This is a genomic window from Deinococcus proteolyticus MRP, from assembly GCF_000190555.1.
Taxonomy (GTDB): Bacteria; Deinococcota; Deinococci; order Deinococcales; family Deinococcaceae; genus Deinococcus; species Deinococcus proteolyticus.
The window spans coordinates 111,863-132,270 of sequence record NC_015170.1; the positions used below are offsets into that span (position 1 = coordinate 111,863).

Annotated in this window: 20 protein-coding genes and 1 pseudogene; 14 read left to right on the forward strand and 7 right to left on the reverse strand. The window is 66.3% G+C overall.

The annotated features are described in order from the left end of the window. The first annotated feature begins 1 nt into the window (after position 1). From modA to DEIPR_RS13200, 5 genes are all read left to right on the forward strand, one after another. Positions 2-829, forward strand: a complete 828-nt coding sequence (modA, locus tag DEIPR_RS13180; RefSeq protein ID WP_013623229.1) for a molybdate ABC transporter substrate-binding protein — start codon at positions 2-4, stop codon at positions 827-829. Positions 830-841: 12 nt separating this feature from the next. Continuing rightward, entirely contained in the window at positions 842-1,525 is a 684-nt protein-coding gene (gene modB, locus DEIPR_RS13185; protein WP_013623230.1) for a molybdate ABC transporter permease subunit, read from the forward strand. Next, the gene (locus DEIPR_RS13190) at positions 1,522-2,190 is read left to right on the forward strand and encodes an ATP-binding cassette domain-containing protein (RefSeq protein WP_013623231.1); all 669 of its coding nucleotides are present in this window, start codon (positions 1,522-1,524) and stop codon (positions 2,188-2,190) included. The genes modB and DEIPR_RS13190 overlap by 4 nt, the downstream gene beginning before the upstream one ends. Before the next feature lie 69 nt (positions 2,191-2,259). Next, the gene (locus tag DEIPR_RS13195; protein ID WP_013623232.1) at positions 2,260-2,886 is read left to right on the forward strand and encodes a thymidine kinase; all 627 of its coding nucleotides are present in this window, start codon (positions 2,260-2,262) and stop codon (positions 2,884-2,886) included. A 175-nt stretch (positions 2,887-3,061) separates the two neighbouring features. Next, on the forward strand, positions 3,062-4,477 hold the full coding sequence (locus tag DEIPR_RS13200; RefSeq protein WP_013623233.1) for a YdgA family protein: 1,416 nt from the start codon (positions 3,062-3,064) through the stop codon (positions 4,475-4,477). A 281-nt stretch (positions 4,478-4,758) separates the two neighbouring features. On the opposite strand, the gene DEIPR_RS13205 is transcribed toward DEIPR_RS13200, so the two are convergent. From DEIPR_RS13205 to hpaB, 4 genes are all read right to left on the reverse strand, one after another. Further along, positions 4,759-5,148 carry a 5-carboxymethyl-2-hydroxymuconate Delta-isomerase gene (locus DEIPR_RS13205; protein ID WP_013623234.1) on the reverse strand — a complete coding sequence of 130 codons (390 nt, stop codon included), beginning with the start codon at positions 5,146-5,148 and terminating at the stop codon, positions 4,759-4,761. A 102-nt stretch (positions 5,149-5,250) separates the two neighbouring features. Then, positions 5,251-6,039, reverse strand: a complete 789-nt coding sequence (locus tag DEIPR_RS13210; RefSeq protein WP_013623235.1) for a fumarylacetoacetate hydrolase family protein — start codon at positions 6,037-6,039, stop codon at positions 5,251-5,253. Between the two features lie 92 nt (positions 6,040-6,131). After that, positions 6,132-7,112 (reverse strand): 3,4-dihydroxyphenylacetate 2,3-dioxygenase, encoded by a 981-nt coding sequence (gene hpaD, locus DEIPR_RS13215; RefSeq protein ID WP_013623236.1) that lies wholly within the window; start codon positions 7,110-7,112, stop codon positions 6,132-6,134. 190 nt (positions 7,113-7,302) lie between these two features. Further along, positions 7,303-8,820 carry a 4-hydroxyphenylacetate 3-monooxygenase, oxygenase component gene (hpaB, locus tag DEIPR_RS13220; protein ID WP_013623237.1) on the reverse strand — a complete coding sequence of 506 codons (1,518 nt, stop codon included), beginning with the start codon at positions 8,818-8,820 and terminating at the stop codon, positions 7,303-7,305. An 89-nt stretch (positions 8,821-8,909) separates the two neighbouring features. Between hpaB and DEIPR_RS13225 the strand changes: the two genes are divergently transcribed. Further along, positions 8,910-9,251 (forward strand): endonuclease domain-containing protein, encoded by a 342-nt coding sequence (locus DEIPR_RS13225; RefSeq protein ID WP_041223130.1) that lies wholly within the window; start codon positions 8,910-8,912, stop codon positions 9,249-9,251. Positions 9,252-9,307: 56 nt separating this feature from the next. Here DEIPR_RS13225 and DEIPR_RS13230 read toward each other — a convergent pair whose 3' ends face one another. Genes DEIPR_RS13230 through DEIPR_RS13240 form a run of 3 tightly spaced genes read right to left on the reverse strand, consistent with a single transcriptional unit; the run spans position 9,308 to position 12,404 of the window. After that, complete coding sequence (locus tag DEIPR_RS13230; RefSeq protein ID WP_013623239.1) at positions 9,308-10,123, reverse strand: NAD-dependent epimerase/dehydratase family protein; 816 nt, start codon at positions 10,121-10,123, stop codon at positions 9,308-9,310. Then, positions 10,120-11,694, reverse strand: a complete 1,575-nt coding sequence (hpaE, locus tag DEIPR_RS13235; protein ID WP_013623240.1) for a 5-carboxymethyl-2-hydroxymuconate semialdehyde dehydrogenase — start codon at positions 11,692-11,694, stop codon at positions 10,120-10,122. The genes DEIPR_RS13230 and hpaE overlap by 4 nt, the downstream gene beginning before the upstream one ends. Then, a complete protein-coding gene (locus tag DEIPR_RS13240; protein WP_013623241.1) occupies positions 11,691-12,404 on the reverse strand; it encodes a hypothetical protein in 714 nt (237 codons plus the stop codon). The genes hpaE and DEIPR_RS13240 overlap by 4 nt, the downstream gene beginning before the upstream one ends. Positions 12,405-12,545: 141 nt before the next feature. On the opposite strand from DEIPR_RS13240, the gene treY reads away from it, so the two are divergent. The 8 genes and pseudogenes from treY to DEIPR_RS13280 all read left to right on the forward strand — a co-directional run bounded on the left by treY (position 12,546) and on the right by DEIPR_RS13280 (position 20,267). Then, a complete protein-coding gene (treY, locus tag DEIPR_RS13245; protein ID WP_013623242.1) occupies positions 12,546-14,909 on the forward strand; it encodes a malto-oligosyltrehalose synthase in 2,364 nt (787 codons plus the stop codon). Between the two features lie 287 nt (positions 14,910-15,196). Next, positions 15,197-16,195 (forward strand): GGDEF domain-containing protein, encoded by a 999-nt coding sequence (locus DEIPR_RS13250; RefSeq protein WP_049775331.1) that lies wholly within the window; start codon positions 15,197-15,199, stop codon positions 16,193-16,195. 38 nt (positions 16,196-16,233) lie between these two features. Then, positions 16,234-16,734, forward strand: coding sequence for an arsenate reductase ArsC (locus DEIPR_RS13255; protein ID WP_245532769.1), 501 nt, complete (start codon positions 16,234-16,236; stop codon positions 16,732-16,734). After that, a pseudogene (locus DEIPR_RS13260) lies at positions 16,734-18,042 on the forward strand (arsenic transporter). The gene DEIPR_RS13255 and the pseudogene DEIPR_RS13260 overlap by 1 nt, the downstream one beginning before the upstream one ends. Then, positions 18,039-18,761 (forward strand): metallophosphoesterase family protein, encoded by a 723-nt coding sequence (locus DEIPR_RS13265; protein WP_013623245.1) that lies wholly within the window; start codon positions 18,039-18,041, stop codon positions 18,759-18,761. The pseudogene DEIPR_RS13260 and the gene DEIPR_RS13265 overlap by 4 nt, the downstream one beginning before the upstream one ends. A 48-nt stretch (positions 18,762-18,809) precedes the next feature. Beyond that, positions 18,810-19,178, forward strand: coding sequence for an ArsR/SmtB family transcription factor (locus DEIPR_RS13270; RefSeq protein ID WP_013623246.1), 369 nt, complete (start codon positions 18,810-18,812; stop codon positions 19,176-19,178). Between the two features lie 206 nt (positions 19,179-19,384). Beyond that, positions 19,385-19,825, forward strand: coding sequence for a response regulator (locus tag DEIPR_RS13275; RefSeq protein ID WP_049775332.1), 441 nt, complete (start codon positions 19,385-19,387; stop codon positions 19,823-19,825). Positions 19,826-19,832: 7 nt separating this feature from the next. Next, positions 19,833-20,267, forward strand: a complete 435-nt coding sequence (locus DEIPR_RS13280) for a group III truncated hemoglobin (protein ID WP_013623248.1) — start codon at positions 19,833-19,835, stop codon at positions 20,265-20,267. Positions 20,268-20,408: the final 141 nt, after the last annotated feature.

The window sequence follows — 20,408 nt, forward strand, 5'->3', positions numbered from 1 at the left end:
TGTGAAGAGGCGGCTGGCAGCGCTGTTGGGCCTGAGCCCACTGGGAATGGCCCTGCTGAGCGGTTGCACGTCCCCCCAGACCGGGCAGACCACTGCGGGAGGGCCAACAGTCCTCACCGTGGCGGTGGCTGCCAGCCTGCGCGAGGTGGTGACCGAGGTGGCGGGCAAGTACAGCCAGGCCCACCCCGGGCAGGAGGTCCGGGTCACCGCCGCCGGGTCGGGGGCGCTGCTCAGCCAGCTGAAAGCCGGCGCACCCGCAGACCTGTTCCTGTCGGCCGACCGCGAGACGATGAGGCAGGCGCAGGCGGCCGGGCTGCTGGCCGGCGAGGCCCGGCCGCTGGTGTACAACCGGCTGGTGCTGATTGCGCCGGCGGCGGCCAGCGGGCTCCCCACGCCCCTACCCGCCAGCCCCCCGCAGGCTGCGGCGTGGCTGAGCGCTCAGGCCGGAGCCGGCGCACGCCTCGCCACCGGCAAGCCGCAGAGTGTGCCGGCGGGGCGCTACGCCCAACAGGCCCTGGAAGGACTGCAGCTATGGAACACGCTGGAGCCCCGGCTGGTGTACGGCCAGAGCGTGCGGCAGGTGCTGGACTGGGTGGCGCGCGGCGAGGCGCAGGCCGGCTTCGTGTACGCCACCGACGCCGCGCTGATGCCCCAGCGGGTTCGGGTGGTGGCCGAGCTGCCCCTAAAGACCCCTATCGAGTATCAGGCAGCGCAGTTGAAGGCGGCCCCCCAGCCGCAGGCCGCCGCCGAGCTGCTGGACTTTCTGGGCAGTCCGGAGGCGCAGGCCATCTTCCGCCGGGCCGGATTCCTCACCGGGCCAGAGCGCTAAGCTGGGGGCCGCATGCCCGACCCCGCCGCCACCTGGACCCCGCTGCTGCTCTCCCTCCAGGTGGCAGGCTGGGCCACCGCCATCAACCTGGTGCTGGGCACGGCGGCGGGCTGGTGGCTGGCACGCAGCCGCTGGCCGGGGCGCAACCTGCTGGATTCGCTGCTGACCCTGCCGATGGTGCTGCCCCCCACCGTGCTGGGCTATTACCTGCTGGTGCTGGTGGGGGGGCATGGGGTGCTGGGGCCGCTGCTTTCGGACCTGGGCGTGCAGCTGGTGTTCACCATCTGGGGCGCGGTGCTGGCGGCCAGCGTGGTGTCGTTCCCGCTGGTGTTCCGCCCGGCCCGCGCCGCCTTCGAGGAGGTGGACCGGCAACTGGAAGGGGCTGCCTGGGTGCTGGGGCTGGGCCGGGCAGCCACCTTTTTCCGGGTCACGCTGCCGCTGGCCTGGCGGGCCATCCTGTCAGGGCTGCTGCTGGCTTTCGCCCGCTCACTGGGCGAGTTCGGCGCCACCCTGATGATTGCCGGCAGCATTCCCGGCGAGACGCAGACCCTGTCTATCGGCATCTACGAGGCGGTGCAGGCTGGGCAGGACGGCGCCGCCGCGCAGCTGGTGGCCGTCACGTCGCTGGTGTGCGTAGGCACGCTGCTGCTGGCGCACCGGCTCTCGCCGCCCCGGCCGGCCGGGCGGGTGGGATGACGCCGCAGAGAACCGGGCCGCCCGTCTGGGACCTGGAGTTCACGGCGGCGCTGGGGCGGGGGCCGGGCCGCTTCAGGCTGACCGTCCGCCGGCAGCTGTGGCAGCGGCGCACCGCGCTGGTGGGGCCTTCGGGCAGCGGCAAAAGCCTACTGCTGCAAACGCTGGCCGGGCTGATACGGGCCGAGCAGGGCCGGCTGGCTTTCGGCGGCGAAAGCTTGCAGGACACCGCGCAGGGCCTGTGGGTGCCGCCGCAGCGGCGCAGGCTGGGGTACATGTTCCAGGACTACGCGCTCTTTCCGCACCTCACCGTGGCGCAGAACCTGGCGGCCGGGCGGCGGCGCGGCTGGCTGAACCCGCCCCGGCGTGTACGCGACCCGCAGGTGGACGTCTGGCTGGACCGGCTGGGCCTGCGCAGGGCCGCCGACCTCTACCCGCACCAGATTTCGGGCGGGCAGGCGCAGCGCACCGCCCTGGGGCGCACCCTGCTGGCCGGGCCACGGGCGCTGCTGCTGGACGAACCTTTTTCCGCGCTGGACCCGGCCCTGCGCCTGGAGCTGAGCCACGAACTGCTGGCCCTGCTAAGCAGCCTGGACCTGCCGGTGATTCTGGTCACGCACGACCCTGCCGAAGCCGAGCGGCTGACCGATGAGGTGGTGGCACTGTAGCGGAGCGGCCGCCAACCTGCGCTGCACTGGCCCCTTCCTCATGCTGGCTCCTTGCCTATACTGGCCCCCGTGCTCAAGTCTCCCTACGCCGGCGGTCACCTGGAAGTCATCGTCGGGCCGATGTTCAGCGGCAAAAGCGAAGAGCTGATTCGCCGCCTCACCCGCGCCGTGATTGCCCGCCAGCAGGTAGCGGTGTTCAAGCCTGCACTGGACGACCGCTACCACGTGGCCGCCGTCGCCAGCCACGCCGGGCGCTCGCTGGACGCCGTGCCGGTGCCCGACGCTGCGGCCATCCGCGCCGCGCTGAACGGCGAAGGCCCCCTGCTGGCCGCCCACGCCGGCCCCGACACCCCGCCGGTCTGGCCCGACGTGGTAGGCATTGACGAGGCGCAGTTCTTCGGTGCGGACCTGATTCCGCTGGTGCTGGAGCTGGCCGGCGAGGGCGTGCGCGTGGTGCTGGCCGGGCTGGACCTGGACTTCCGCGCCGAGCCGTTCGGGGTGATGCCCGAACTGCTGGCCCGCGCCGAAAGCGTGGAGAAACTCACCGCCATCTGCACTGTGTGCGGGGCACCGGCCACCCGCTCGCAGCGCCTGATTGGCGGCCGGCCCGCCCGCTTCGGTGACCCGGTGGTGCTGGTGGGCGCGCAGGAAAGCTACGAGGCCCGCTGCCGGCTGCACCATGAACTGGGTCATTAGAGCATTTGGGCAGAACTCACCCGCTTCGCTCAGCCAGCGGCGACCCTTTCAGAAGGGGTGGCTGCCGGCCTCTTTCCGGGAGCCGGGCAGGACCGGAAGAAAGCCGCACGAACGTCTGCTGACTCCACGCGCAAGGTTGACCACTTCATCACCATTCGTCTGACAAACTGTGGGCATGGCTCCCCGCACTGCACGCCCGCCGTCCCCCCTCACCCTGGCGCTGGCTGTCCCGGCGGCCCTGGGCCTCTGGGCCGGAACCACGGCTTACGCCAGTTCCGCCGCTCAGGGCGCGACCAACGACGTCACGGCGAGGCTGGAGCAGGTGTTCCGTTCCACCGGCCTGCTCACCGTCAAGGAATCCAGCTACGAAAAGGGCTTCTTGAAAAGCACGCACCGCATGATTGTGCAGCCTATCGGCGCCGAGGACGACCCCACCACCGGCTGGGAAGTCGTTAACCACATTCAGCATGGCCCGCTGGCGGGCGGCACCCTTGCCAGGGCCGTGGTGGACACCGAAATCCGCTTCCTTGACCCCGAAATTCAGGCGCAGCTGGACAAGGCTGTCGGCGGTCAGAAGCCGCGCATTCATACCGTGCTGGGCCTGACCGGCAGCTCGGTGACGGACCTGAACGTCCCCGCCGGGCAGGTTCAGTCGCAGCAGGACGGTGGGCAGGTGACCTGGCAGCCGCTGACGGGCCGGGTGGAAACGGGCAGCCAGGGCCGCCTCACCGGCTATAACCTGACCTGGCCGGGAATGCAGTTCACCGCCGGCAATGCAGGGGGCAACGCGCTGCAGGTGGGTCAGATGACCCTGAACGGCAACCAGAGCTACAGCAGCGCCGACGACCTGATTGGGGTGGGGAAATCGGAATTCAAGGTGGCTCAGCTCGCCTCTACGGACGCGCTCGGGCAGACTGCGCAGCTTCTCAACCTGACGGTGGGGTCCGAAACCACCCTGGCCGACCCGGAGCACTACGACATTCTCACGCGCTACGAACTGGGCACGCTGGAAGTACTGGACACTCCGGCGCTGGGCGGCTTGCAGCTGCACCTGGGCATGCGGCATGTGGCGCGGCAACCGCTCCAGGACATGAGCCGAATGTACGAAAAGATTCGCCAGCAGGCCCTGACCTCTTCGGAGGGTGGTGTCAAGTTCACCCCAGAGCAGGAGCGGGAGATGGAAGAGGTGTACAGCCGCAGCCTCCTGGGCCTGCTGCAAGCCGAGCCGGTGCTGTCGCTCGACAAAGCGGGCTTTACCAACCCCGGCTCTGGCCTGCAACTCAGCGGACAGGCCACCTTCAAGGGTCTGGCCGCTGCGCTGGGCGAGGGCGGGGGCAGCGGCCCGGACAACATGACTGACCTGGGCAACGCCATGCTGCTGCTGCCGCGGTACCTGCAAGCACAGCTCACCATGCGGACCAGCCCCGAAACCATTGAGGCACTGAACAACATGGGCGGAGACAGCGAGCTGAATGCCGCTGACCTGGTCAGCAGCGGCACCTTCCGCACCGAAGGCAACGAACTGGTGGCCGACTTCGGCTATCAGGACGGGCAGATAACCATCAATGGCAAGACGCTGCCTGGTTACTGACCCAGCGTGCTGGTGAGTGCGCCGCGGGTGCCGCAACTGACCCCGGCGCGGCGCGAGGCGTTTGAGTGCAACGAGCGAGCTGCCCACGAACCCCGGCGCGGCAGTCCGGCCTCGGAACAGGAAGACCGGCAGGTTCACCGGCCCCTTAACCCCTCCGGCGCACTATACACGGCGGACGGGAAAAAGCTGTTCCCAGCAGCGCGGCCCTGGATGCTGGGGCATTGAGTCTGAGAGTCTAAGGGTCTAAAGAAACAACCTTAGACCCTTAGACTTTTCGACCCTTAGACCCGCTTGTACCTCGCGTGAATATTGTTCTTCTTCCACGTCCCCGCCTCTGAAAACTCGCTGATTTCGGCGGAGAGCATTAGCCCGTGCTGGGCAAAGGCTTCGGCAAAGTGGTCGGTCAGGACGGCAAACAGGGCGTCCCCCGTCTCCTTCTTGACCTCCTCGCTGCGGCCCGCGCCGATTTTGAGGGTCAGGTGAACAAACGCGTCGGACGGCTGCGACGAATCCGCCAGCGCGTACTCGCTAAGACGGTAAGCCCGCGCCCGAATGCCGCCGACGGGGAAGGTGTCGGGGCGGGCGAGCAGGACAGCATTGAGCGCCCGCAGAAGCTCCGGAATACGGGGATTGGCGATGTTGTCGGTGTATTCGATGGTGAGGTGGGGCATAGGCTTCCTGCGGAAGGGGTCTAAGGGACAAAAAGTCTAAGGGTCTAAGGTTTTTTCCTTCGACCTTTCGACTTTTAGACCCTTAGACGGCGCGTCAGCGCCCTACTTCCTTTCTCCTTCCTCAGCAATCAACGGCTCCGCGCTCTCGTCCTCCAGCGCCACCGGATTTTCCAGTGCGCCGAGGCCGTCAATCTCCATCCGCATCACGTCGCCGGGGTGGACGTGGCTGACGCCTTCAGGGGTGCCGGTCAGAATCACGTCGCCCGCTTCCAACGTCATGAACCGGCTCATGAATTCAATCAGTTCGGGGCCGCGCCGAATCATGTCCGAGGTGTTGCCTTCCTGCCGCAGTTCGCCGTTCACGTAGGAGCGAATGCCGAGGTTGTAGGGGTCAGCGATTTCGTCGGCGGTAACGTAGTAAGGCCCCATCGGCCCGAAAGTGTCCCAGCCCTTGGCGCGCATGGGGGGGCGGTAGTAGTTGGACACGTAATCGCGCACCACGAGGTCGTTGGAGATGGTGTAGCCGCCGATGTAGTCTTCGGCGTCCTTTGCCTTCACGCGGCGGGCGTCGCGGCCAATCACGATGCCGAGTTCGCACTCGTAGTGCATGTATTTCGCGCCACGCGGGTAAATCACGGTGCCCTTATGCGGCAGCAGGCTGGTATTCGGCTTCAGGAACATCACCGGCTCAGGCGGGGCCGAAAACCCGAGTTCCTTGACGTGGTCGCCGTAGTTCAGCGCCAGCGCAATCACTTTGCCGGGCTTGAGCGGCAGCAGGAATTGCACGTCGTCGGGGTTGTGGGCTTCGCCTGCCGCGTCGTACAGCAGGCCGTCTTTTTTCAGTTCGCCTTTCAGGGTGCGCCCGTTGGCGATAAAGTTGGCGGTTTTCATGGTTGCTCCTTGGGGGAAAGTCTAAGGGTCGAAAGGTCTAAAGGTCTAAGATTTTTTTCCTGCGACTCTCAGACCCTTCGACGGCGACAGCTTCAAATCACGTGGACCGGAATCCCCGTCAGCTTGCCTTCCTTGGCCTCCTGAATGCCGCCGCTGAAGGCTTCCATCGGGCTGGCTTCCTCAAACCAGCTACGCGGGGTCTTGGCGCCCCACAGCGTCTGGCGGCGGGGGTCGTCGCGCAGCCACTTAATCGGCTCGAAGTCGGGGTCTACCGTGATGTAGTCGGAGGTGTACAGCTCGATGCGGTGCCCGTCGGGGTCGCGGATGTAGAGGAAAAAGGCGTTGGACACACCGTGGCGTCCGGGGCCGCGCTCGATGCGTTCGGGCATCCGTGCGCCCGCCAGAATGTCGCAGGTCTTGATGATGCTCATCGCGTCGGGCATCCAGTAGGCCCAGTGGTGCAGGCAGGGGCCAGCGCCGTTGGTCAGCGCGAAGTCATGTACGCCGCCGCGCCGCTGAATCCATGCCGCCCAGTAGCCGTCTTGCTCATCCACGGTGTACTCGCTGAGGCGGAAGCCGAGTTCCCCCATGTACCAGTCCATCGTGGCTTTCACGTCGGGCACGCGCACGTTGCAGTGGTCCACGCGTTGAAGGCCGGGGCCACGGTGCTGGTGGTATTCCTGCAAGAGCCACGGGTAGGTCTTGACCTCGTGGTAGAAGGCCACCGGAATGCCGAAGGGGTCTTGGAGGCGCAGCATCTTGGGGCGGTCGAGTTCCTCTTCCCAGCGGTGCGGGAGCTTCTGCTCATCGGCCAGCTTGACGAGGGCGTCCAGCGCCTGCTCGTCGCGTACGCGGTAGCCGAGGTGCCGCACGCGGGGCGTTTCGCCGTCCTTGCACTTTTCCAGTTTCAGCGTCCACTCGCGGTCTTCCACGCCGCGCAGGTAGAGGGCGTCATTTTCCTCGTGCAACACGTTCATGCCGAGCAGGTCAACGTAGAATTCGCGGCTGGCATTGAGGTCTTTGACGGTGAAAATCGCTTGGGCGATGCGGATGATGTCAGGTTTTTGGGTCATGGGTTCTCCTTTGACCCTCTCCCCTTGCGGGGGAGGGCGTTGCGAAGCAACGGGAGGGGGGGCGTGCGACCAATCAAGTCAAAATCAGGCCGCCATCTCCTGTGTACTGCGCCTTCAAGTCGTCTGCGTTTCCCCCCTCCCCAACCCTCCCCCGCAAGGGGAGAGGGAGCAAAAGAGGCGTACGTCTGGCTTACTTCCGCTTCAAGAACTCCTGAATCCGCGCCACTTCCTCGCTGCTGTCGTACACCTCGTACAGCGCCGAGTGCATCCGCACGGGGTCACCGAAGAAGTAGCGCTCGTACAGTTCTTGACGGCCCGCAAAGCTGCTCATGGACATGTCCCACGCGAGGCGGAAGAGCTTGAGGCGGTCTTCGGCGCTGGCGTTGCCCGCTTGCAGGTACTTGGCGATTTGCGGGCCAAGCGGCCCCTCGCGGTCGGCCTTGCTGGGCATCATGATGATTCCGGAGGCGCCGAGCAGTTGCAGCAGCTCCGGCAGGCGGGCGTGGTTGGCGGGGTAATAGTTGCGGGCGGCGTCCAGCGGGGCGCGGGCGGGGGTCATCACGCCATACTGGTTGACCTCAGCCTGCTCGCGGGCAGCGACTTCCAGCGCCTTCATGATTTCCAGCATGATGATGATTTCAGCAATCTTGCTCTGCACGTGCTGGAACTGTCCGCTGCCAATCGCATTGACGATACTCTGCGCGGTGCCGAGGAATGCTTCGGTCTTGGCAATCTTGAGGTTGACCACCTGATAGGCCATGTGCAGCACGGCGTCAGTGCCCGCGTAGGCTTTGTTGGCGAGTTCCACGTCGTACAGCAGGAACACGCGCTCCCACGGCACCAGCACGTCGTCAAAAATCACGAAGGCGTCCTGCTCGTCAAAGCGGCTGCTGAGCGGATGGTCTTCGCGGTCGCGGCCCACGTCAATCGGCTCGCGGCACTGGAAGCTGAGGCCGGGGGTGTTGGTGGGAATGCCGAAGCCCATCGCGTAGCGGCTCTTGTCGGCATTTTCCTTGAGCACGGTGGAGGGGAAAATCAGGATTTCGTCGGCAATCGGCAGGGTCGCCATCATGCGAGCGCCGCGCACAATCACGCCTTCTTCGGTTTCCTCCACGATGCCCAGCGCGATGTAGGGGTCGGGCAGTTCGGAAGCCATCTTGGAGCGGTTGACCTGCGGGTTGGTCAGCGCGTGCGTCAGGCACAGGTCGTTGTCGCGGATGAACTCGTAGTATTTGCGCATGTTGGCGGCAAAGTCGCGCTTGGGGTCGCCCGGAATCGCCGCGCTGCACTGGTTGAAGTAGTCGGCCCCCGCGCCCGCCGCCATCACGTTCGCGTTCATGTAGTCGGGGGCGCGGCCCAGAAAGCCCAGCCCGTAGTTGGCGCGGATGCGGTGCGATTCGGCAATCAGCCCCAGGTCGTCCTTGGTGCGCGGAATCATGAACGAGCGGGCGTAGCGCTTGCCCCCCTCCTCGTAGGTCAGCGTTTCTTTCAGGTCTTCCTGAAATTGCAGGTCGTAGAGGCCCGCGAGCGACTCGCACATGTTCTTGGTCGCGGGGTGGGTGGTGGGGTCGGTGATTTCCTGGCCGTCCACGTACAGGCGCGGCGGATTCTGGCGCAGGCGCTCCAAGAACTGCGCGCCCGTGACGGCTCCGGTGCCGCTCGTGTGCATGGGGGGGATGGTTTGGTCGTGCGTCTTATGGGTGGTCATGATTCCTCCTTGGGGAGATAGGGCCAGCGTTGCTGCCCACCCCCCTCCCGGCCTCCCCCGCAAGGGGGGAGGAGATTTAGGCTGTGAGCATGGAACGTTTTTCCCGCGAAGAACAAAATCGGCGGGCGCGAGAACTGCGGCGCAACATGACGCCTGAGGAGCGACTGCTGTGGAGTCGGCTGCGCTCCAACCAAATGGGCGTCGCTTTTCGCAAACAGCAGGCCCTGGGCTTCTACTTTGCCGATTTCGTCTGCTTTGAGAAAAAGCTGGTGGTTGAACTGGACGGCAGCCAGCACGCGGGCAGCGAATACGACGCGGTCAGAGACGCCGAACTGAGAGCACGCGGCTTTACTGTCCTGCGCTTCTGGAACAACGAAGTTAGGGAAAACTTGGAAGGCGTGATGGAGCGGATAGCCGAAGCCCTTGCCTGACCCCTCCCCCCTTGCGGGGGAGGCTGGGAGGGGGGTGGACAGCAACGCTGGCCCTTTCATTTCCCCGCCCTCCCCACATACGCCGAATCCACGAAAATCCCACCCTGTCGCTGCTCGGTGATGTCGTCCTCGCCGCCGTGAATGTGCTCCACCTCGGCGGCGTAGACTTCGGCGTCGTCCTGCGGCACATAGTCCAGCACGTCCCAGCCCTCGGGCGACATCCAGCGGCGGGTGTTGCCACTGATGCCCGCCACCACCAGAAAACCCACGTCCGGCGCGGTGACGGCACGGGCAAACAGCTGCGCGGCATCACGCGGCGAGAGCCAAGTGGACAGGTGGCGGCGGTCTTTCGGCTGCGGCTGGAACGAGCAAATCCGCACGCCCACGAATTCCACGCCATAGCATTCCCAGTACATCCGGCCCAGCGCCTCCCCGAAGACCTTACTGACGCCGTAGTAGGTGTCGGGCCGCACGGGTACGGTGGGCGAAATGGTTTCGGAGCGCGGGTAAAAGCCGACGGTGTGAATGCTGGACGCGAACGCCACCCGCTTGACCCCCGCCTGCCGCGCCGCTTCCAGCACGTGGTAAGTGCCGTCCATATTCACGGCGCGGATGTTGTCGTAGGTGTCCTCGTCGGCAATGCCGCCCAAGTGAATCACCGCGTCCACGCCCTGCATGACCTTCAGCACGGCGTCAAAGTCGGTCAGGTCGGCGGGGGCGAGTTCTTCACCCGCTTGTGCTGTGCCCAAGTCGCGGTTGTCCGTCAGGCGCAGGATGGGGAAGTGTTCGCCCAGATGCTCCCGCAGGAGCGAGCGCAGCGCGGAGCCGACTTCACCTGCCGCGCCAGTGATGAGGAGGCGTTGGGGGGTCACTCCCCCGCTTCCTTCTTGCCCACCGCCGGCGCCTGCCCCACGCCCAGCCGCGCCGTCTTGTGCGTTCCCAGCGAGATGGCGATGTTTTTGGTTTCCATGTAGAACTCGAAGGAGTAGTCGCCGCCGTCGCGCCCGATGCCGCTGTTTTTCACGCCGCCGAAGGGCGTGGGCAGCCAGCGCACGTTTTCGGAGTTGACCCAAATCATGCCCGCTTCCAGTCCGTGCGCGAAACGGTGGGCGCGGGTCACGTCGTTCGTCCAGAGGTAGCCCGCCAGACCGTACTTCACGTCATTGGCGAGGGCCAGCGCGTCGGCTTCATCTTTGAAGGGAATCGCGGTCAGCACAGGCCCGAAGATTTCCTCCTGCGCGATTTGCATGTCGTTGCGGGCACCCGTGAACAGCGTCGGGCGCACGAAGTTGCCGCTTTCGCCTACGCGCACGCCGCCCTCGGCAATCGTCGCGCCTTCTTCCTTCGCCTTGTCGAAGTAGGACATCACCTTCTCGAAGTGGCGCGGGTGAACGAGCGGCCCGATTTCGGTGGCGGGGTCCAGCGGGTCGCCCACACGGATATTCGCGGCGCGTTCGGCGATTTTGCGGGTGAATTCGTCGTAGATGCCGTCTTGAATCAGCACACGGCTGGAGGAGGTGCAGCGCTCCCCGTTGAGGCTGTAAATCATGAAGACGACGGCGTCCAGCGCTTTGTCAAGGTCGGCGTCGTCGAAGACCACGACGGGGTTCTTGCCGCCCAATTCAAAATGCACGCGCTTGAGGGTGTCGGCCCCCTGCCGCATGATGTGGCTGCCGGTGGTGGTTTCGCCCACGAAAGCGATGGCCTTGATGAGCGGGTGCTCGGTCAGGCTCTTGCCCGCGCTTTCGCCAAAGCCGTGCACGAGGTTATGCACGCCTTTCGGCAGCCCCGCCTCGTCCATGATTTCGGCCAGCAGCGTGGCGCTGACGGGCGACCACTCGGCGGGCTTGTGAACGACGGTGCAGCCCGCCGCCAGCGCGGGGGCGATTTTCCAGGTGGACAGCATGAACGGCGTGTTCCAGGGGGTAATCACCCCGACAGGGCCAATCGGCTGGCGAATGGAGTAGTTGATGAAGCCGGGGGCAGGAAGGCTCTGACCGTCCTGGGCGGCGGGGGCGCGGTCGGCGTAGAAGCGGAAGTTCTCGGCCCCGCGTGCCGCCGCCGACTTCATGAAGCGGATGGCCTGCCCCGTGTCGGTGCTTTCCAGCACGGCGATTTCCTGGCTGCGCTTCTCGATCAGGTCGGCAACCCTGTGCAGAATCTTGCGCCGCTCGGCCCCGCTGACCTCGCGCCAAGTTTGGAAGGCTTCATGGGCAGCCCCAGCGGCGCGGTCAATGTCGCTCGCGTCCCCTTCGGCCACTTTCGCCAGGAAAGTGTTGTCTACCGGCGAGTGCGTGTCGAAGGTCTTGCCCGCTTGACCGTCCACCCACTCGCCGCCGATGAAGTGCCGGAGGCCGTTTTTCAGTCGGCTGTCACGGAGTTGCTGGGCGAGGTCGTGGTTGGCTTGGGCTGCGTCGGATGATGCTACTGCGGATTTGGTCATGGTGACTCCTTGGTTGCTCTGCTGAGGGAATAAGCCACGAAAGGCTCGGTCAGCAGGACTTTCCCCCGGTACGAGACCTGAAGGAAGGCGGAATATTCGTGGTAAAGAACCAGATAACTGTACCCGTTCGCCGCCGAAAAGGTGTACTCCGGCCCCAACCCGCCGTACTTCACCTGGCCGCCCGTCACATAAGCACCCGCCGAGCCGTCGAAATTGCGGGTGGCGTAAGTCGCCGCCCTGCCGCTGTCCCAGATGATGACCGTGCGCCGCTGCGTCACGCCGATGAAGACAGCAGTCGGCACCTGGCGGCAGGCGTACGCCCGCCCGCCGTGGGCAAACTCGAAGGTGTTGATGCGCTCCCGAGCGTCCCGGCTGCGGCGCAGGAGTCCACCCGCTTGCTGACGGGTGACGCCTTCCCAGATCGTCTCGTGAAACTCTGCCTCGGCCAGCGGGCCGGTCAGGTTGATGCGGACGGCCTGCGAGCGGGGCGGGCCAAGGCCGGAGCCTGTCTTGGGCCACGAGAGCAGCTTGCCGGTAAACCCATCGCCCGGCTGGGTCAGCGCCAGCACGGCGTCAGGCGCGTCGCACCAGACCAGGGCGGGTTGCGGTGTTCCCTGCTGCGCCACATAGGACAGCGTCTGATGGCCTGCCGCGCTCGCTCCCGAGCCAAGCACGAGGCCGCCGCACACCGCCCAGCGGAGATAGGTCATTCCAGTGTCCTCCTTTGTTGCCGAAACGGTTTCATTTTAGGGGAGAAGAGGCGGCCCATCCCCCAGCCCCGCCCCCCCTATGACAAATGCCGCAGCACCACCTTTCCCCGTCCTACGCGACTTTCTGCCACACTGGGAAGCATGAAGATTCCCGCCTCCACCTACCGCCTGCAAGTCACGCCGGCCGCCAACCTCACCCACGCCGGCGAGTGGCTGGATTACCTGCACCTGCTGGGAGCCGACTGGGTGTACCTCTCCCCCATCCTGCACGCCAGCGAAGGCTCCGAGCACGGCTACGACGTGACCGACCCCAGCGGCATTGACGCGGCGCGGGGCGGCCCCGAGGCGCTGGAAGCCCTCGCCAGGGCGGCCCACGAGCGCGGTATGGGCCTACTGGTGGATATCGTGCCCAATCACCAGGGTGTGGCTTCGGCGGCGCATAACCCGTGGTGGTGGTCGGTACTGGCGGAAGGTCAGGACTCGCGCTACGCCCGCGCCTTCGACATTGACTGGGCAGCGGGCGGCGGCAAAGTGCTGCTGCCGGTGCTGGGCAGCGAGGACGACCTGAGCGACCCTGAGAAATTGCAGGTGCGGGACGGCAAACTCTACTACTTTGACCAGGCGTTTCCGCTGGCGGCTGGAAGCTGGCAGGCGGGCGACAGCGCCGCCGAGGTGCATGAGCGCCAGCACTACCGCCTGATGGACTGGCGGCGCGGGGACCGCGAGCTGAACTACCGCCGTTTCTTTACCATCACCACGCTGGCGGGCGTGCGGGTGGAAGACCGCGCGGTGTTGGAAGAGTCGCACGCCGAGATTCTGCGCTGGGTGCGCGAAGGGCTGGTGGACGGCCTGCGAATTGACCACCCCGATGGTCTGCGCGACCCGGGCGGCTATCTGGACGACCTGCAACAACTCACGGGTGGCCTCTACACCGTGGTGGAAAAGATTCTGGAACCCGGCGAGGCGCTGCCCCGCGACTGGGCCACGCAGGGCACGACGGGCTATGACGCGCTGGGCGAGATTGACCGCCTGCTGACCGACCCGGCGGGCGAACAACCCCTCACCGACCTCGACACCCGCTTGCGTGGCGGTGAGCGACTCGACTGGCACGACCTGATTCACGACACCAAACGGGCCGTGACCGACACCACCCTGCACGCCGAGGTGCAGCGCCTGGCCCGTGAGATTGAGGGGGAAGGGAAAGCCGCCGACCTCAGCCATGAGACGCTGGTGGACGCCCTGAGCGAAGTGCTGGCCTGCTTCAGCGTGTACCGCTCCTACCTGCCGCAGGGGGCCGAGTACTTGCAGGAAGCCCTGGCAGAAGCCGCTCGCCGCCGCCCTGACCTGAGTGCGGCGCTCACCGCGCTGGGGCCAGTGCTGGGGCTGGGAGTGCAGAGCGCCGGGGAACTGAGCGCGGCAGCGCGGCGCTTTCAACAGACCTCCGGCATGGTGATGGCGAAAGGGGTGGAGGACTCGGCTTTTTACCGTTTCAGCCGCCTGACCTCGCTGACCGAGGTGGGGGGTGACCCTGCGCAGTTTGCCCTGACACCCGCAGAAGCCCACGCGCTGTTCGCCCGCCGCCAGCAGGAGTGGCCCCACGGCCTGACCGCCCTTTCCACCCACGACACCAAGCGCTCGGAAGGGGTGCGTGCCCGTATCAGCGTGCTGGCCGAAATTCCAGACGAGTGGGCTGAACTGGTGCTGGACCTGCAAGAGAAACTGCGCGGCACCGAGGCCGATATCGCGGACGGCCCTTTCCTGAATCTGGTGCTGCAAGCGGTGGTGGGCGCGTGGCCGGTGAGCCGCGAACGCGCCACCGAGTACGCGGTCAAGGCAGCGCGTGAAGCGGGCCTGCACACCTCCTGGCTGGACAACAACGCCCAGTTCGAGGAGCAATTGACCCGCCTGACTGAATACCTGACGGAGGGAGCAGGCCAGGAACGCGTGGCCGCCTTCGCTCAGCGCATAGAGCAGGCGGGCTACAGCAACGCGCTGGCGCAGAAGCTGCTGCAACTGACCATGCCCGGCGTGCCGGACGTGTACCAGGGGTCGGAAGTCTGGTCACCCGCCCTGGTGGACCCTGACAACCGCCGCCCGGTGGACTACGCCGACCTTGCCGCCCGGCTGCGGGCCATTGACGCTGCCGACCCTGGCACCGACAGCTGCCGCCCGCCAGTGGACTCGCGCGGCGACGCCAAGTTGCTGCTCACCTCGCGGGCGCTGCGGCTGCGGCACGACCAGCCGGAGCTATTTGGCGACTATCAGCCGCTGTCGGCCCAGGGCGCACAGGCCGAGCACGCCTTCGCCTTCAGCCGGGGCGGAGTGGTGGCGGTAGCAACCCGCCTGCCCCTTGCTCTGGAGCGGGCCGGGGGCTGGGGTGACACCAGCCTGACCCTGCCAGACGGCGAGTGGGAAGAACTGCTGGAACGCCAGACCCTGAGCGGCACGGTCAAGCTGAGTAACCTGCTGAGGACCTACCCGGTGGCCCTGCTGCGGCGGGCATAACTGAGCATGACACAGCAGCGGGTGCGGTCCACATTATTAGAGCGAAGGGAACCGCACCCGCTACGGGAGACGCAGGGCCACCCCCCCCCACTCAGATAAGCGAACGGCCAAGGCGGAACACGGCTATTTTCAGCTGCAGAGTTGCTCTCTGAGGGACACTCTTGCAGTTATGGGGGGGATAGGAGTCGTTCGTGTCCCTGGAGGAATTTAGTCACACCCAAAATCAAGACGAGGTACAGCGGAACCGCATCGTAGCTGCGCTTTCCGTCTTTTCCTTGGCTCTTCATTTGTTCACCTATCAGGCGTACAAAAAGGCGCTGGGCGATGTCGGCTGGCTGATCGGCGGCATGACGCTGGGGGGAATGCTGCTCAGCAGCGCTGTCCTGCTGATGTCGCTGATGTCTCGGCCCAGCTTCAGGACCATTCGTCTCTCGGCCACCGGGCTGGCTGCGGCGTGGAACGCCGTGACGCTGCTGCAGGCCGCGCAGGCGGGCCGGGCGCTGCAGCCAGCCGAACTGTTGAGCGTGGGCATCCTCACGGCACTGGCGCTGGCGCTCCTGCCGTTTGGCGCTGCCGTGGCCTTGACCGGGGTGGCGTATCTGGCCGTCTGCGCCGTATCGCTGCTCACGGGTACAGCCGACGCCCTCACTCTGCTGGTGCTGGGGGTCCTGCTGCTGGCGATGGCACTGGGCTCCGAATACGGTGAGCATATCGTCCGCGAGCGGGCCCGCACCGAGGTCCTGCAGTGGCTGGCGTCGCGTGACAGCCTCACCGGGCTGCTCAACCGCTCGGCAGCCGAGCAGGAACTGGAAACCTGGCTGCAGACCCCGCACGCCGGGGGCTGTCTGCTGCTGCTGGACCTGGACAGCTTCAAGCAGGTGAACGACTGCTACGGGCACTCGACCGGCGACCGGGCGCTGCAGTACACCGCCGATGTCCTGCGCCGCCTGCTCGGCCCCGGCGACCTGGCCGGGCGCTGGGGCGGCGAAGAGTTCGTGCTGCTGCTGAATGGCCGCACCGCCCACACGGCCCGCGAAGTGACCGCGCAGCTGCGCAGCGAACTGCGGCGCTCTCCACAGGCCGGCCTTCCCCCGCTGACCATAAGCGGCGGCAGTGTCTGCGTCTGGGAAGCGCAGGCCCCTGCCCTCAGGCCCCTGATGGAGTTGGCCGACCGCCGGCTCTACCAGGCCAAGGCGGCTGGCCGCGACTGCTTTATCTGGCCGCCGGAGCAGGCCCCCTGCCACGGCCCGGCTCCGGAACAGGCCTGCTGCACTGCCGGGCCGTAGCACAGCCCTGACACTTCTGCCGCTATACTTCGATAGATATGAATCTATCTATGACCGGTGCGGCTTCCCACGTCCCGACTCCCAGGGTGCTGATTCTCTGCACCCACAACTCTGCCCGCTCGCAGATGGCTGAGGCGCTGACCCGCGAAGCCGCCCGCCACGCTGGGCTGGACCTCGACGTTCACTCGGCAGGGACGGAAGCGACCTTCGTCAAGGAAGACGCCAAGACCGTGATGGCCGAACTGGGCCTCAACCTCAGCGGGCACACCTCCAAGACCCTGCACGACGTGCCCGACGCGCAGAACTTCGACTACGTGATTACCGTGTGCGACAGTGCGAACGATGCCTGCCCCGTCTACCCCGGCAAGACCGAGCGCCGCCATTACCCCTTCGTAGACCCTTCCGGCGGCAGCCTGGACAAGTGGCGCGAGGTGCGTGACCAGATGAAGCAGCAGTTCGACGCCTTTGTAGACGCACTGGCAAAAGGCGAAGAGGTTCCCGCGACCTACGCCGACAGCCCCGCCGTCAAGAACGCTTAATGGTCGCCGCTGTCATCTTCCTCGTCACGCTGACTCTGGTGGTCTGGCAGCCCAAACTGAAGTGGCAGCCGAACGGCCTGGGCATCGGCTACAGCGCGGCTTTTGGGGCGGCGCTGGCCCTGCTGAGCGGGGTGGTCAGCCTCTCCGACATTCCCACCGTCTGGAACATCGTCTGGAACGCCACCACCACTTTCGTGGCTCTCATCATTATTTCGCTGCTGCTGGACGAGGCCGGCTTTTTCAGGTGGGCGGCGCTGCATATCGCCCGCTGGGGCGGCGGCAGCGGCCACCGGCTGTTTGCGCTGGTGGTGCTGCTGGGCGCAGCCGTCTCGGCCCTGTTCGCCAACGACGGGACCGCGCTGATTCTCACGCCCATCGTGCTGGCGATGCTGCTGGCCCTGGGCTTCTCACCGGCAGCCACCCTGGCCTTTATCCTCGCCACCGGTTTTATCGCCGACGCCGCCAGCTTGCCGCTGGTCATCTCCAACCTGGTCAACATCGTCTCGGCCGACTTTTTTGGCCTGGGGTTCGGGGAGTACGCCTCGGTGATGGTGCCGGTTAACCTGGCTTCGGTGCTGGCCTCGCTGGGCGCGCTGTACCTGATGTTCCGCCGCGAGCTGCCCACGCGCTACAGCGTCAGCGAGCTGCCCGCCCCGGCCTCTGCCGTGCGTGACCCGCAGGTGTTCAAGATGGGCTTTTGGGTGCTGGCGCTGCTGCTGATGGGGTATTTCCTGGCCGAGCCTGGGCCTGCCGGTCAGCGTGGTCACCGTGCTGGGCGCCCTGCTGCTGTGGATTCCTGCGGCGCGCGGCTCCGCCGTTGATACGCGCAAGGTACTGGCCGGTGCGCCCTGGCAAATCGTGGTGTTCTCGCTGGGCATGTATCTGGTGGTGTACGGCCTGCGGAACGCCGGGCTGACCGATATTCTCTCCAGCTGGCTTGACGCACTGGCCGCTCAGGGCCTGTGGGCGGCCACCCTCGGCACCGGCTTTCTGACCGCGCTGATTGCCAGCGTGATGAACAACCTGCCCAGCGTGCTGATTGGCGCCATCGCCATTGACGACAGCGCGGCGACGGGCCTGGTCAAGCAGGGGATGATTTACGCCAACGTGGTGGGCAACGACCTGGGCCCCAAAATTACGCCTATCGGCAGCCTCGCCACGCTGCTGTGGCTGCACGTCCTGTCCCTGCAGGGCGTCCGCATCGGCTGGGGGCAGTATTTCCGGGTGGGCCTCGTGCTGACCCTGCCGGTACTGCTGGTCACACTGGCCGCGCTGGCCTGGAGAATTTCGGCTGGAGGAATCGGATGAAAATTGCGATTTTTGGAGATGTTCACGGCAACCGCTTCGCTCTGGACGCCGTGCTGGAGGACATGACCGCGCAGCGCCCGGACGCCTGGGTGAACCTGGGCGACGGGCTGTTCGGTGGGGCAGACCCGGCCGGGGCCTGGGAGGTGCAGCAGCGTATCCGCAGGGAGTACGGCGTGCTGGAAGTGCGCGGCAACACCGACGAACGCCTGGCCCAGCCGCTGGACGAGGTGACCGAGAAGCGGGCCATGCTGGAGTGGCTGCACGCCGAGTTGCCGCCAGGCGCCGCCGCGCACGTGGGCGGGCTGCCGCTGCAGGTCACGCTGGCGGGCGGCGCAGTGGTCTGCGGACACGGCACCCCGAGCAGCGCGTGGGACTACCTGCTGTGGGACAAGAAAGCAGGCCGCTGGAAGACTGACGGCGAGGTGCAAGAAGCGCTGGGCGACGTGGGAGACACGGCCCGCGTGGTGGTGGTCGGGCACTCGCACCGTGAACACCTGCGCCAAATCGGGCCGCTGACCCTGGTGAACTGCGGAGCCGTCAGCCGCCAAAAGGACGGCGATCCCCACGCCCGCTGGCTGCTGCTGGAAGGCGAGGGGGAGTGCTGGAACGTGCAATTTCGCCGCGTGCCCTACGACGTAGCAGCGGCTGCCGCCTGGGCCGAGGCACACGCCCACGCGGGTGCGAAGGAAGCCCGGCAACTGCGGACCGGGCACGAATAGGCAGCTGGGCCAATTGACACCCCGGGGCCACGGCGGCAAGATGGATTCATGGATTTCGATAAGTCCGCCGAGCTGTTCAGGGCCTTGGGCGACCCGGGACGGCTGAAGGTATTGGCGCTGCTGGCCGCGCCCCCGTCCCTGGCCTGTGCGCCGGCGGCCGGGGCTCCAGCAGGCAGCGTGTGCGCGTGCGACCTGACCGGGTACCTGGGGCTGTCGCAGCCCACCGTCAGCCACCATATGAAACTGCTGGTGGCCGCCGGGCTGGTCACCGCTGTCAAGCGCGGCCGCTGGACCGACTACGCGCTGGCTCCCGGCGGGCTGGCGCAGGTGCAGGCGCTGCTGGCCGAGCTGGAGACGGCCGGGACCGGGCTGAAGGAACTGCAGGCAACACAGCCCGGAGCGGCTGAGGCTTCCTGAAGCGGCACAGTCGGGCGTGACCCGGCCAGCCACCCGGTTTGCGGGCGGACCGGAGCCCACCTTGCATGGCGTAGACCGGGCCCTCTCCTACCAGCCAGGCCGTTTCATCCCTGAGTCCTGAAATCCGACATCTTTTTTTGCGTGCCAGCCGTCCATTCACCGCTCCGGCGCACCGCTGCCCCCGCGAACAGGCCATAATGCCCCTCATGGCTTCAAGGCTGCGTTTTTTCATCATCGACGACGATGGCACCGACGTCGAGCTGACCACCACCGTCCTGGCACAGTACTCGGAAGCGGTCGAGGTCTTCACCTGTCCTGGCGGGGCCTGCGCCGACAACGCCGAGGTGATGCAGGCGCTCGAAGCGCTGGACGACACTCCCACCCTGATTCTGCTGGACATTCACATGCCGCCGCAGTCGGGTCTGGACATCCTGAACGTGCTCAAGGCGCACCCGGTTTACCGCCTGATTCCGGTCATCGTGCTGTCCAATTCGCAGGAGCAAAAGGATATTCAGGAGGCTTACCGCCGGCACGCCAGCGCCTATCTGGTCAAGGGGTCGGACTTCAGTGCTTTCACGGCACAGATGCACGCCCTGGTCGCCTTCTGGCACCACTGCCTGCCGGCCCTGAGCGGCGAGCAGGGCTGAGGCGTCCATGCCGATTCCCTTGCAGGGCGGTCAGGTCACGCTGTTCGGACGCATCGGGGCAGAGGCGCTGCATGCGCTGCTGTGGGAGTTTTACCGCCGGGTGTGCGCCGACCCGCAGCTGGGGCCGGTGTTCGAAAGCCGCATCGGACCCTTTCCGGGTGCAGGCTGGCCGGTACATATCGCCCGCATCGAGGGGTTCTGGCGCAGCGTGACCCACGGGCCCGGCGCCTACCGGGGCCGCCCTGGGCAGGCCCACCTGAACCTGGGAGCTGGCCCAGAGCATTTCGACCGCTGGCTGGAACTCTGGGCGCAGACCCTGCCCGAATTCATGGGCGAGGCAGAGGCGCAGGCACTGCTGGACACGGCGCAGCGCATGCGCCCCACCCTGGAGCGCTTCGCTGTCCATGGCCGCGCTCCCGATGGCCCCAGACGCCTGGAATAACGGGCACCCCGCAGCGGCAGCCGCTTGAAGTGAGCCGGCCCTGATCCCCCTGCCGACATCCGGTCGGTCCGTTGTCGGCTCTCAATATGCGCTTCTGAGACTCATATTTTTTGAGTTCGTGTTCCACTTTCATTTGCGGTG